This window comes from Kocuria sp. SM24M-10 (genome assembly GCF_001027955.1).
Lineage (GTDB): Bacteria > Actinomycetota > Actinomycetes > Actinomycetales > Micrococcaceae > Kocuria > Kocuria oceani.
The window spans coordinates 1-12,779 of record NZ_LDNX01000028.1 but is presented as its reverse complement, the minus strand read 5'-3'; the positions used below and the strand labels follow the sequence as shown (position 1 = coordinate 12,779).

Sequence of the window (12,779 nt, the reverse complement as noted above, 5' to 3'; positions counted from 1 at the left end):
GGGCCGCCCACGGGATCCCGTGGGCGGCCCCGCCGCTCGCTCGGTGCCGCCGTGGTCAGGCGGGCGAACCGTGCTGGACGATCAGCGCCGGCCCCGCCGGCTGCGCCAGGCGCTCCCGGGCGGTCCGGGCCGCCGCCACGAGGTGCTCCAGGGAGGCCCTCGTCTCCTCGTAGCCGCGGGTCTTCAGGCCGCAGTCCGGGTTGACCCACAGGGTCCGTGCCGACACGTGCTCGAGCGCCCGCTCGAGCAGCTGCTCGATCTCCTCCTGCGCGGGCACCCGCGGGGAGTGGATGTCCCACACGCCGGGGCCGATCCCGCGGGAGAAGCCGGCGGCCTCCAGGTCCGTGAGCACCTCCATCCGGGAGCGGGCCGCCTCGATGCTCGTGACGTCTGCGTCCAGGCCGTCGATCGCCCCGACGACCTCGCCGAACTCGGAGTAGCACAGGTGGGTGTGGACCTGGGTCTCGTCCCGCACGCCCGAGGTGGCCAGGCGGAACGCGTCCACCGACCAGCCGAGGTACGCCTGCTGATCGGCCCGGCGCAGCGGCAGCAGCTCCCGCAGGGCCGGCTCGTCGACCTGGATGATCCCGATCCCGGCGGCCTCCAGGTCCGCGACCTCGTCCCGCAGCGCCAGCGCCACCTGCCGCGCCGTCTGCTCCAGCGGCTGGTCGTCGCGCACGAAGGACCACGCGAGGATCGTGACCGGGCCGGTCAGCATGCCCTTGACGGGCCGGTCGGTGAGGGACTGGGCGTGGCCGATCCACGGGACCGTGAACGCCTCGCCGCGCAGCCCCGGGCCCTCCCGGCTGACGTCGCCCCACAGGATCGACGGGCGGGTGCAGCGGGAGCCGTAGGACTGCACCCAGCCGTGCACGGTGGTCGCGAAGCCGTCCAGGTGCTCGGCGAAGTACTGCACCATGTCGTTGCGCTCGGCCTCGCCGTGCACCAGCACGTCGAGCCCCAACTCCTCCTGCAGCCGCACCACCCGCTCGATCTCCTCGCGCAGGAACCCGTCGTACTGGGCGTCCGTGATGGACCCGGCGCGGTGCCGGGCGCGGGCGGCGCGGACCTCGGCGGTCTGCGGGAAGGAGCCGATGGTCGTGGTGGGCAGCGGGGGCAGGGGACCGGACGCCGTGAAGGCCCGGCCCTCCTGGGCGGCGCGGCGCACCTCGGCGGGAGCGCGGCCGATCTCGGCGGGAGTCAGGGACGCGGCCCGCTCGCGCACCGCGCCGTCCCGGACCCCCGGGGCGCCCTCGCGGGAGCGGCGGGCCGCGGTGGCCTCGGCCAGCTGGTCCGCGACCGACCCGCGCCCCGCGGCGAGACCGCGGGCCAGGGTGACGATCTCGCCGACCTTCTGGTCGGCGAAGGCGAGCCAGCTGCGCAGCAGCGGGTGCAGCCGGGTCTCCTCGGCCACGTCGTGCGGGACGTGGAACAGGGAGGTGGAGCTGGCCACGGCGACCCGGGCGCCGGCGCGGACCAGGTCCTCCAGCTCGTCGAGCCGGCCGGCCAGGTCGGCCCGCCACACGTTGCGCCCGTCGACCGCCCCGGCCACGAGCACCGGGGCGCCCTCGTCCGCGAACAGCGACAGCTCCGCGGGCGCGGGGGCCGCGCCCTTGACCAGGTCCAGGTGCACGGCCTCGACCCCGCTGCGGGCCAGCGGGCGCAGCAGGGCGCCCGGGGAGCCGTAGGGGGTGGTGACGAGCATCCGCGGCCGCCCGGGCGCGGCCGTGAGCGCCGCGTAGGCCTCCTGCACGGCCGCGGCGAGCCGCGCGGCGGGCACGTCCTGGTCGGCCACGAGCGCCGGCTCCTCCAGCTGCACCCACGGGGCGCCGGCCGCGGCGAGCTCGTCGAGCAGCCGGGCGTACACCGGGAGCAGGTCGGCGAGCCGCTGCAGGGGGTCGAAACCCGCGGGGGCGTCGTCGTCGGCCTTAGCCAGGAGCAGGTAGGAGACGGGGCCCACGAGGACGGGGCGGACGGTGAAGCCGTGCTCGGCGGCGCGGCGGACGTCGGCCACGAGCCGGCCGGCGGAGGCGGTGAAGGGCGTCCCGGGGCCGATCTCGGGGACCAGGTAGTGGTAGTTGGTGTCGAACCACTTGGTCAGCTCCAGCGGTGCCCGCCCGGCGTCGCCGCGGGCCAGCACGAAGCCGGCGTCCAGGTCCAGGCGCCCGTCCGCCCCGGCCAGGTCCGCGAAGCGGGACGGGACCGCCCCGAGGGCCACGGTGGTGTCGAGGACCTGGTCGTAGAGGGGGAAGGCCGCGGGCAGGGACGCGTCCTGCGCGCCCAGGCCCAGCTCCACCAGCCGGCGGTAGGTGGCCAGCTGCAGCTCGCCCGCGGCCGCCTCGAGCTCCTCGCGGGTCGAGCGCCCGGCCCAGTAGGCCTCGAGGGCCTGCTTCAGCTCGCGGCGCCGGCCGATCCGGGGGTAGCCGGTGATGGTGGCGGCGGGGAAGGGGACGGCAGAGGTGGTCGTGCTCATGGGTGTGCTCCTCGGCAGGTCTGGGAAGAGGTTCGGGAAGAGGTGCGGGCAGAGATCGGGGAAGAGGTGCGGGACGGCGGCCGGGCCGGGCGGCGTCCCTCGCCGCTCAGGCGGGCAGCAGGTCCGGCAGGGCCGCCGGCTGGTGGGGCACGCGCGGCAGGTCCACGCGCTCCAGCAGGTCCAGGGCGGCCCGGTGCTCGTTGAAGGTGTAGAGGTGCAGCCCGGGCGCCCCGGCGTCGAGGGCCGCGCGGGCGAGGCGGGTCGCGAAGGCCACGCCCGCCCGGTGCCGCTCCGCGGGGCCGGCGGCCTCATCCAGGGCCGCGGCCAGGCCCGGGTGGGGCCGGAGCCCGGCGAGCCGGCAGAGCGTGGCCAGCCGCCGCGGCTCCGTGACCGGCATGATGCCCGGCACGATCGGGATCGTCACCCCGGCGGCCCGGGCGGAGGCCACGAGGCGCTCGTAGCGCTGCGGGCGGAAGTAGACCTGCGTGATCGCGAAGTCGGCCCCGGCGCGCTGCTTGGCCAGCAGCACCTCGATGTCGTGGCGGAAGGACGGCGACTCGGGGTGCCGGGTCGGGTAGGCGGCCACGCCCACGGCGAGCCGTCCGCCGGCGAGGGACGCGGTGCGGCGCTGCTCGACCTCGCGCACCAGCTCCACCAGGTCCCCTGCGTGGGCCAGCTCGCCGGGCTCGGTGCCCGGCTCCAGGTCACCGCGCAGGGCCAGGACGCCCCGGACCCCGCGGTGGAGCAGGGAGGCGACGGTCTCCTCCAGCTCGGCCCGCGTGCTGCCCACGCACGTGAGGTGCGCCACGGGCCGCAGGCCGGTGCGGGCCAGGAGGTGGTCCAGCAGCGCCAGCGACCCGGCCCGCCGCGGGGCATCCCCGCTGTACGTCACGGCGACGTGGTCGGGGCGGGTGGGCTCGAGCTCCTCGATGGTCCGCAGCAGCGTCTCGGCGCTCGCCGCGCAGCGCGGTGGATAGAGCTCGTAGGACAGCGACGGCGGTGGTGCCGTCCGGTCGGGTGGTCGTCTCACAGAACCTCCTGGGGTCACCCCGAGGGAGGGCGCCGGCCGTCCCGGGGCGGACCCGGGAGGCTGCGGCAGCTCCATCGGTCCTGGCGGGAGCACCGTTCCGCGGCCCCGTGGGGCTGCGGATGGTTGCTGCGGCGTCGACGAGCCAGGTCTCTCGGCCGCTCTGGATAGATGCAGGACCCATTCCAGCGGGTGCCCCGGGCGGGTGCCAAGTCCGGCGGCGCAGAAAACGCCGGTGCGTCGACTGTGACGGCGGGCGCGTCACGCGGCGCAACATCGACACCGGGCGTCGCGGCACCTGCGCGGCGCCACGGTCCCGCCTGGCTCGCACAGCGGCCGCACCCGGCCATAATGATGGTGCTCCCGCCGCTGCAACCCCAGGAACGAGACCTCATGGCCAGTCCCCTCCACATCGTGGCGGTCGTGCCGTGCCACAACGAGGAGGCCGCGATCGCGAAGGTCGTCACCGACCTGCACGCCACGATTCCCGGCATCGAGGTCCACGTCTACGACAACTGCTCGACCGACGGCACCGCCGAGGCGGCCCGGAGGGCCGGCGCGAGCGTGCGGCGCGAGGAGGAGAAGGGGAAGGGCAACGTGGTACGGCGGGCCTTCGCGGACCTGGAGGCCGACGTCTACCTGCTCATCGACGGCGACGACACCTACGACGTCGCCGATGCGCCCCGGATGATCGCGACCTTGCTGGCGGGCCCCTACGACCACGTGCTCGGGGTGCGCCGCCAGATCAGCGGCACCGCCTACCGGGCCGGCCACGAGTCCGGCAACCGGTTCTTCAACACCCTCGTCACCTTCGCCTTCCGCCGGCAGGTCACCGACATGCTCAGCGGCTACCGGGTCTTCTCGCGACGTTTCGTGAAATCCTTCCCCGCGCTGTCCCGGGAGTTCGAGATCGAGACCGAACTGACGGTGCACTCCGTCAACGCCCGTGTGCCGCAGACCGAGGTCGAGGTCGGCTTCCGGGACCGGGCCGACGGCAGCGAGAGCAAGCTGCGGACCTACCACGACGGTTTCCGGATCCTCGGAATCTTCGTCCAGCTGCTCTTCCACGAGCGGCCCTTCCTCGTCGCCGGTGCCGCCTCGTTCGTCCTGTTCGTGCTCGGCCTGGTGCTGGGCCTGCCCGTGGTGGTGGAGTTCGCCGGCACCGGACTGGTGCCCCGCTTTCCGACGGCGTTCCTGGCCGCCTCCCTCGTGGTCCTGGCCGGGGTGTTCCTGCTGATGGGGGTCCTGCTGCATGGTCAGGCGAAGATCCGGCGGGAGACCTCCCGGCTGTTCTACCTGCGCCTGCCGGCTCCGCCTTGGAGCGGAGGCGCCGCGGCGGACCACCCCGTGCCTCCCACCGCGCAGAGGCGCCGGTGGGCTCGGTGACCGCGGCGGGCACCGGCGGGCGCCTCACCCCGCTGCGCCCCTGGCTCCAGGGCCTGGGCATGCTCCTGGTCCTGCAGTTCGCCCTGTTCGGGCTGCTGGTGGTGGGCCAGGCCGTGCCGGATCGACCGATCGTCGAGAACCTCCTCGCGGCGGTCGAGGACGGCACCTATGGCCCGCATGACGTGGTCGACCGGATGGGCACGCCGGCCGACACCTTCACCGAGTGCGTGGTGGCGGGCACGGGACTGGGCGCGTCCCCGGAGGAGTCGGCGTTCAACCGGGCCATTCGGATGCCCCGGATCGCCACCTGCGGCGGCGGCCCGGAGGACCTCCGGGCCATCTCCGAGGGAGCCGTGCTCGAGGGCAACGACTACTTCAAGTACTGGGCCGGCTACACCGTGCTGACCCGCCCCGTCCTGGCCGTGGCAGGGCTGGAGGGACTGCGGATCGTCTCGGGCACCCTGATGGTGGTCGCCCTGGCCGGGGCGTTCCTCGCGCTGCGCGCCCGCACCTCCACCACCGTGGGCTTGGCCCTGGTGCTTCCGTACGTCGCAGGGACGAACCTGCTGTCCACCCCCTCGAGCTCCTTCAGCCAGTCGATCTCCATCGCCTTCATCTTCCTGTCCGTGATCCTCTCCGTCCTCGGGGCCGGCCGTTCACCCCACCTGGGTTGCGCGGGCGCCGCCCTGGGCGCGGCGCTGTTCTGCTTCGTGGACCTCCTGACCACCCCCGCCGTGCCATGGGCAATGTCCGCCTTCACCGTGGGCGCCGCGACGTGGTTCCACCGCCGCGCGCTCGGTGCGACCTTCCGGGCGGTGCTCCTGGCCGGCGCGGTCTGGCCGGTGGCCTTCGCCGTCACCTGGGCTGCCCGGTGGGTGATCGCCGGCGCCTTCCTCGGTGTCCCGGCCACCGTGGAGGTGGTCCGGAGGAACGTCGGGAACCGGACCGGCGGGGACCACCCGGGGGTCTCCGAGGCGTTCGGCGCGGGACTGCGCACCAACATCCGCTACTGGTGGGACATGGTGCCCACCGCGGAGCTCGTGCTGGGCTCCTGTGTGCTGGCGACGGCGGGGGGCCTGGTGCTTGCGCTGCGGCGGGGCGGGCCTCCTCGGTGGGCGGTGGCGCTCGTCCTGGCCCTTCCCGCGGCCGCTGTGCCCGTCTGGTACATCGTGCTCAGCAACCACTCCCAGATCCACGCGCTCTTTGTCAACCGCGGCGTGCCGGCTGGGCTCGCCGTGCTGACCGCCGCGTGCCTGGCCGCCGCCGCCCGGCCCCGCCCGGCTCCGGCCGAGCTCGCTCCGGGGAGGCGGCAGGAATCGGTGGTGCCGGAGGAGGGGACGGACGAGTGTCACGATCAGGCCTCGGAGGTAGCCGTACCGATCCGTCAGGCGTAGTCTTGAACAACTAACTGGTTGATCAAGGAAGACGTTGACAAAAGCCGTGGATGACGACGACCTGCTCGACCGGGCCTTCCTGGCCCTCGCCGACCCGGTCCGGCGGCGGATCGTCGCCCGGCTCAGCCGGGGCCCGGCCACGGTCACCGAACTGGCGGAACCCTTCGCGATCTCCACGCAGGCGGTCTCGAAGCACATCCAGGTCCTCGAGCAGGCGCAGCTCGTCACGCGCACCCGTGACGCCCAGCGGCGGCCCGTCCACCTGGACCCCGCACGGCTGGAGGCGCTCACCGCCTGGATCGACCGGTACCGGCTGGTCCGGGAGGAGCAGTTCCGCCGCCTCGACGCCGTGCTCGACACCCGCGCCGCACCCCGCGGCGCGCACCGGGAGGAGCCCACCATGGGACACGCCCTGCACCTGACCGTCCCCGACGACGTGCCGTACATCGACTTCGAGCGGGACTTCGACTTCCCCGTGGCGGAGGTCTACCGCGCCCACGCCGACCCCGAGCTGTTCCGGCAGTGGATCGGCCCGCGCGGGCTGCGGACCCGGATCGACGGCTTCGAGTTCCGCGCCGGCGGCGCCTACCGCTTCGTCCAGCGCGGCGAGGACGGCGCCGAGGAGCACGCCTTCCGCGGCGTGTTCCACACGGTGCGCGAGAACGAGCTGGTCGTCCAGACCTTCGAGTACGAGGGCTGGCCCGACGCGGTCGACCTCGAGTACCTGCGCTTCGAGGACTTGGGCGGCGGCCGGTGCCGGCTGCGCGGGCACACCGTCCACGCCTCGCAGGAGGCCCGCGACGGGATGGTCGGCTCCGGCATGGAGAAGGGCATGGCCGAGGGCTACGAGCGGCTCGAGGAGCTGCTGGCCGGGCTGCTCGGCGGACAGGGAGGCTGAGCGTGGACTGGACTCTCGAGGTGGTGCTGGTGCCGGTGCGCGACGTCGACCGGGCCGTGGAGTTCTACCGGGACCAGGTCGGCTTCCGCCTCGACCACCACACCACCACCGAGCAGATGGACATCGCCCAGCTGACCCCGCCCGGGTCCGGCTGCTCCATCGTGGTGGGCAACCTCCCGGCCCACCGGGAGATGGCCCCCGGGTCCCTGCGCGGGCTCCAGCTGGTGGTCCCGGACGCCCGGGCGGCCCGGGAGGAGCTGCTGTCCCGGGGCGTGGAGGTCAGCGGGATCACGGTGCTCGACGAGCGGGACGGCGGCACGGTCTTCGGCTTCAGCGATCCCGACGGCAACTCCTGGGCGGTGCAGGAGCTGCGGGTCCGCGCCGAGCGGCCGCTGATCCCGCCCGAGCACCGCCTCTGACACCGGCCCTGACGGCGTTGCTGACGGGGCTTCCGACGCCGGTTCCGGCGCGGCCTCCGGTCCCGGCCTGTCCCGGGGCACGTCGTGCGGCGCGGCCGGTGGCCGGGGACGGTGTGCCGCCGGTCAGTTCCGCCCGGCGTGCTCGGCCCGGCGGCCGAGCAGCTTCGAGGCCAGCGCGATGAGCAGCACCAGAGCGGCGGTCAGCAGCAGCTGGCCGCGCACGGCGTCGTCGAGCAGGCCGAGCAGCAGGATGCCGGCGAGGATCACCAGCGCCAGCCAGGACAGCCACGGGAAGGCCAACATCCGCAGCGGCAGCTCGGTCCCGTCCCGGTCCGCGCGGCGGCGCAGCACGATCTGGGAGACGAGGGCGAGCCCCCAGACCACGAGGCAGGTGGCGCCGACCGTGTTGAGCATCCACAGCAGCACGGTCTCGGGCCACAGGTAGTTCAGCACCACCGCCCCGAAGCCGAAGGCCACGGAGACGAGCACCGCCGTCCGGGGCACCCCGCGGGCGGAGACGTCGGCGAAGGCCCGCGGGGCGGACCCGCGGCGGGCCAGCGAGTACAGCATCCGGGACGAGCCGTAGACGTTGGCGTTGAGCGCCGAGAGCAGCGCCAGGATGATGATCACGGCCATCACCACGTCGGCGCCCGGCACTCCGGCGCGCTCCAGCACCGCCACGAAGGGGCTCACGGAGAGCTGCTCGTCGTCCCACGGCAGCACCAGCACCATCACGGTCACCGCGCCCACGTAGAAGACGAGGATGCGGACCAGGATGGTGCGCACGGCCCGCGCCACGTTGTGCTGCGGGTCCTCGGTCTCCGCGGCAGCGATGGTCACCAGCTCCGTGCCGCCGAACGCGAAGATCACCACGAGCAGCGCGGCGGCGACCCCGGTGAGCCCGTTGGGCAGGAAGCCGCCGTGCGCGGTGAGGTTGCCGAGCCCGGGGGAGGGCACGTCGGTCAGGCCCAGCAGCACGGCCAGACCGACCCCCAGGAACGCCAGCACGGCGAGCACCTTCATCAGGGCGAACCAGAACTCGGTCTCCCCGAGGGTGCGCACCTTCACCAGGTTGACCGCCGTGAACACCACCATGAACAGCAGCGCCAGCACCCACTGCTCGGCCACCGGCCACAGCTCCGTCAGCAGCTGGGCCGCGGCCGTGGCCTCCGCCGCGACGACCACCACGATCTGCGCCCACCACAGCCAGCCGAGGGTCCGGCCCACGGTCCGGCCCATGGCCTTCTCGGCGTAGGTGGAGAAGGCGCCCGGGGACGGGTCCGCGGCGGCCATCTCGCCCAGCGCCCGCATCACCAGCACGAGCAGCACACAGGCCACCAGGAAGGACAGCAGCACCGCCGGCCCCGCCGTGCGGATCGCGGCGCCGGTGCCGATGAACAGGCCGGTGCCGATCGCGCTGCCCAGGGCCATCATCACCAGGTGACGCGCCTTGAGGTGGGTGCCGGGCGCGGGCCCGGACGGTGCGGCCGGGCGCGCCGGGGCGGACTCGGCCCGGGTCCAGGAGGAAGGGGAACTCATGGGCATCCAGGGTATCGGACCCCGGCGCTGCCGGGCGGCGGGCCCGGATGCGTGCGCCCGGTCACGTACCGCTAGACTTGCACGGTACGAGCCCCTGGGCCTCCATCCTGCCGGCGCGGCGCCGCCTCGAGCGTGCGGACAGGACCGGGTCGACACAGGGGCGTTGTCGTGCCCGGCCGGGGCGAGCCTCCGCCGGGCCCCGCGGGAGAGCTCCCGCGTCATCCAGGCAGGAGAGTCCGTCAATGCCAGCAATCGTGATCGTCGGCGCCCAGTGGGGCGACGAGGGCAAGGGCAAGGCCACCGACCTGCTCGGCGGCCGCGTCGACTACGTGGTCAAGCCCAACGGCGGCAACAACGCCGGGCACACCGTGGTGGTGGGCGGGGACAAGTTCGAGCTGAAGCTCCTGCCGGCGGGGATCCTCAGCCCCAACGCCGTCCCCGTGATCGGCAACGGCGTCGTCGTCAATCCCCAGGCCCTCTTCGAGGAGATCGACGGGCTGGAGGCGCGCGGGGCGGACACCTCGCGGCTGCGGCTCTCCGCGAACGCCCACCTGGTGGCCCCCTACCACCAGACCATGGACCAGGTCAGCGAGCGCTTCCTCGGCAAGCGGGCGATCGGCACCACCGGGCGCGGCATCGGCCCGGCCTACATGGACAAGGTCGGCCGGCTGGGCATCCGCGTGCAGGACGTCCTGGACGAGTCGATCCTGCGGCAGAAGATCGAGGGCGCGCTGCGGCAGAAGAACGAGCTGCTGGTGAAGCTCTACAACCGCCGGGACATCGACGTCGAGGAGGTCGTGCAGTACTTCCTGGGCTACGCCGAGCGGCTGGCCCCGATGATCGTGGACTCCACCTACCTCCTCAACCAGGCCCTCGACGAGGACAAGGTCGTGCTCATGGAGGGCGGCCAGGCCACCTTCCTCGACGTGGACCACGGCACCTACCCGTTCGTGACCTCCTCCAACCCCACGGCCGGCGGCGCGTCCGTGGGCTCGGGCATCGGCCCCACCCGCATCACCCGCGCCATCGGGATCATCAAGGCCTACACCACCCGGGTGGGCGCCGGCCCGTTCCCCACGGAGCTGTTCGACGAGATGGGCGAGCGGCTGCGCACCACCGGCGGCGAGTTCGGCGTGAACACCGGCCGCCCGCGCCGCACCGGCTGGTACGACGCCGTGATGGCCCGCCACGCCTCCCGGATCAACGGCTTCACCGACTACTTCCTCACCAAGCTCGACGTCCTCACGGGCATCGAGCGGATCCCGGTGTGCGTGGCCTACGACGTCGACGGCGTGCGCCACGACGAGATGCCGATGACCCAGACGGAGTTCCACCACGCCAAGCCGATCTTCGAGCACTTCGACGGCTGGACGGAGAACATCACCGGCTGCCGCTCCCTGGAGGACCTGCCGGCCAACGCCCGCGCCTACGTGGAGGCGCTCGAGTCGATGAGCGGCACCCGGATGTCCGCCATCGGCGTGGGCCCGGACCGCGACGACACCATCGTGGTCCGCGACCTCATCGACTGACCCCCCGCGCCGAGCTGGCACGTGGCGGCGACCGGAGCGCGGTCGCCGCCATGCGCCAGCTCGGCGCAGCAGCTCGGGGTCAGACGAGGACGAGCACCACCCAGACGCCGAGCGCGCCGAGCACGAGCACGGCGAGCGCGGTGGCCAGCACCGCCCCTGCCTCCGGGGCCGACTCCTCCCGGGAGATCCCGCGGGCGCTGCGCGCGTACCGCGGCCGCTGGGTCAGGTAGATCGACCCGGCCGTGAGCACCGCCAGCCCGAAGAGCACCAGCACGAACGGCCCGTGCTGGGGGAGCCAGCGCAGGAAGACCGCCGAGACCACCACGAAGGACATCAGGGTCCGCCCCCAGGCCATGGTGGTCCGCTCGGGCTGCAGGCCCAGGTCCGCGTGCGGGCGCTCCGGCGGCGGGGCGGACCGGCGGCTCCGCGGGCGCGCCATCTCAGCCCTGCAGGACGACGACGACGAGGACTCCCGCCGCGATCGCCCCGCCCACCGCGAGCACCGGCGCGATCAGGGGCAGGGGCAGAGGGGCCCCGCGCCGCATGCTCCGCTCGACCCCGATCCAGCGGAACGTGGCGCCCGCGCTGACCAGCATGCTCAGCACCAGCAGGACGACCGCGAGAAACGTCCGGACGGCCTCGTCGAACAGCTCCGCGGTGAACGCCTCGATCGCGATCCCGCCGGCCAGGAACGCCAGCGCGGTCCGGATCCAGGCGAGGAACGTGCGCTCGTTGGCCAGGGTGAACCGGGGATCGGGGTTCTCCCCGCCGCCGAGCACCCGCTCGGTCAGCCGGCGCCGTCCCGGGGTTCCCGGCTGCTCGCCCATCGTCCGCCCTCCGCTCGCCCGGTCGTTCCACGGCCCATCCTGTCACGGGGCCCCGCCCGCGCCGGGGGCGGCGGGGACGGCACTGTTGTCCGGATCACGTCCGCGCCATACCCTGGGACTCCCTCCAACCCCCCTCAGGAGCCCCCCATGGAACACGCCCGCACCGCACGTCTGACCTCCGCCCTCGCCCTGGCGGCCCTGCTCGCCGCCGGCGGCGCCGTCACCGCGCCCGCCACCGCCGTGGGCGAGGGCCCCAACCCCGGCAACGGCCAGTACACGACCGCCCACCTCAGCACCTACGAGGACCTGGCCGCGGAGCTGCAGGACCAGGACGCGCGCCAGGACGCGCTCGAGCTGAAGGTCATCGGCCAGTCCGTCAAGGGCCGGGACCTCTACCTCGCCGAGTACGTCTCCGACCCCGAGAACCCCACGATCCTGTACCTGACCCAGCAGCACGGCAACGAGCAGCTCACCACCGAAGGGGCGCTCAGCTTCATCAAGGCCCTGGGCACCGGCAAGTCCGCCGACCTGCTCCGGAACGTGAACATCCTCGTGGTGCCCATGCTCAACCCGGACGGCGCGATGGGCGACGTCGACTTCCCGCTCGACGACTACCTGGCCAAGGACCGCCACCTCACCCGGTACAACGCCAACGGGATCGACCTCAACCGCGACCACGTCGCCCGCACGCAGCCCGAGACGCAGGCGCTGCACCAGAACGTGCTGGGCGCCTACGACATCGACTACATGATCGACCTGCACCACCAGGGCACGCAGTCCGAGGTGGACGGGGAGCTCGTCTCCGGCTCGATCCTGTACCCGACGACGCCGAACGCCGACCCCGAGCTCGTCCGGCGCTCGCAGCAGCTCGGCGCCGTGGTGCACGCCGCGATCGAGCCCACCGGCTGGGGCCGGCTCGGCAAGTACGTCGGCGGGACGGCCGAGACCATCAGCCGCAACGGGATCGCGGTCGAGTACGGGGTGGCCACGCTGCTGTTCGAGATGCGCGGGATGTCCGACCACTACCGCGAGGACTACATCCTCGGCGCCCGCAGCAACGGCTACCTGATCCGCCAGACGGTGCTGACCCTCACGGAGACGGCCCGGGCGATCGGGGACGGGTCGATCGGGACCGCCGACACCAGCTTCTGGGAGACGCTGCCGGAGCAGACCACCCGCACGGAGTGACGGCGGCGGCGCGGAACGCCCGGCGTCGGGCGGCCCGCGCACCCGGCCCTGCGTGGGCCGTGGCGCGGGCGGGACCGGGCGGTCCCGCCCGCGCGCGGC

General features: G+C 73.8%; 11 protein-coding genes, 1 pseudogene and 1 riboswitch. Of the genes and pseudogenes, 7 read left to right on the top strand and 5 right to left on the bottom strand.

Features of this window, described 5'->3' with window-relative positions; translation table 11 throughout:
- Positions 1-55: 55 nt before the first annotated feature.
- Both metE and ABL57_RS03325 read right to left on the bottom strand, forming a co-directional pair.
- A complete protein-coding gene (gene metE / locus ABL57_RS03330; RefSeq protein ID WP_047802030.1) occupies positions 56-2,473 on the bottom strand; it encodes a 5-methyltetrahydropteroyltriglutamate--homocysteine S-methyltransferase in 2,418 nt (805 codons plus the stop codon).
- A gap of 106 nt (positions 2,474-2,579) precedes the next feature.
- Entirely contained in the window at positions 2,580-3,503 is a 924-nt protein-coding gene (locus tag ABL57_RS03325; RefSeq protein WP_053004712.1) for a methylenetetrahydrofolate reductase, read from the bottom strand.
- 68 nt (positions 3,504-3,571) lie between these two features.
- Positions 3,572-3,674: riboswitch (SAM riboswitch) on the bottom strand.
- A 219-nt stretch (positions 3,675-3,893) separates the two neighbouring features.
- On the opposite strand from ABL57_RS03325, the gene ABL57_RS03320 reads away from it, so the two are divergent.
- The 5 genes and pseudogenes from ABL57_RS03320 (at position 3,894) to ABL57_RS03300 (ending at position 7,597) form a co-directional block, all read left to right on the top strand.
- Positions 3,894-4,886: a glycosyltransferase gene (locus tag ABL57_RS03320; protein ID WP_047802029.1), complete on the top strand. Its 993-nt coding sequence runs from the start codon at positions 3,894-3,896 to the stop codon at positions 4,884-4,886.
- A complete protein-coding gene (locus tag ABL57_RS03315) occupies positions 4,874-6,280 on the top strand; it encodes a hypothetical protein (protein ID WP_047802028.1) in 1,407 nt (468 codons plus the stop codon). The genes ABL57_RS03320 and ABL57_RS03315 overlap by 13 nt, the downstream gene beginning before the upstream one ends.
- Positions 6,281-6,326: 46 nt before the next feature.
- A pseudogene (locus tag ABL57_RS03310) lies at positions 6,327-6,674 on the top strand (ArsR/SmtB family transcription factor); the annotation flags it as partial.
- A gap of 6 nt (positions 6,675-6,680) precedes the next feature.
- A complete protein-coding gene (locus tag ABL57_RS03305) occupies positions 6,681-7,178 on the top strand; it encodes an SRPBCC family protein (RefSeq protein WP_047802031.1) in 498 nt (165 codons plus the stop codon).
- 2 nt (positions 7,179-7,180) lie between these two features.
- Positions 7,181-7,597, top strand: coding sequence for a VOC family protein (locus ABL57_RS03300; protein WP_047802027.1), 417 nt, complete (start codon positions 7,181-7,183; stop codon positions 7,595-7,597).
- A 123-nt stretch (positions 7,598-7,720) separates the two neighbouring features.
- Here the strand turns inward: ABL57_RS03300 and ABL57_RS03295 are convergent, their stop codons facing one another.
- Complete coding sequence (locus tag ABL57_RS03295; protein WP_082157193.1) at positions 7,721-9,142, bottom strand: amino acid permease; 1,422 nt, start codon at positions 9,140-9,142, stop codon at positions 7,721-7,723.
- 236 nt (positions 9,143-9,378) lie between these two features.
- Between ABL57_RS03295 and ABL57_RS03290 the strand changes: the two genes are divergently transcribed.
- A complete protein-coding gene (locus ABL57_RS03290; protein ID WP_047802025.1) occupies positions 9,379-10,665 on the top strand; it encodes an adenylosuccinate synthase in 1,287 nt (428 codons plus the stop codon).
- Between the two features lie 79 nt (positions 10,666-10,744).
- Here ABL57_RS03290 and ABL57_RS03285 read toward each other — a convergent pair whose 3' ends face one another.
- Both ABL57_RS03285 and ABL57_RS03280 read right to left on the bottom strand, forming a co-directional pair.
- Positions 10,745-11,104: a DUF202 domain-containing protein gene (locus ABL57_RS03285; RefSeq protein ID WP_047802024.1), complete on the bottom strand. Its 360-nt coding sequence runs from the start codon at positions 11,102-11,104 to the stop codon at positions 10,745-10,747.
- Between the two features lies 1 nt (position 11,105).
- Complete coding sequence (locus ABL57_RS03280; protein ID WP_047802023.1) at positions 11,106-11,492, bottom strand: YidH family protein; 387 nt, start codon at positions 11,490-11,492, stop codon at positions 11,106-11,108.
- A 147-nt stretch (positions 11,493-11,639) separates the two neighbouring features.
- Here ABL57_RS03280 and ABL57_RS03275 point away from each other — a divergent pair, with 147 nt between their 5' ends.
- Positions 11,640-12,680, top strand: coding sequence for a M14 family zinc carboxypeptidase (locus ABL57_RS03275; RefSeq protein ID WP_047802022.1), 1,041 nt, complete (start codon positions 11,640-11,642; stop codon positions 12,678-12,680).
- The last annotated feature ends 99 nt before the right edge of the window (positions 12,681-12,779 follow it).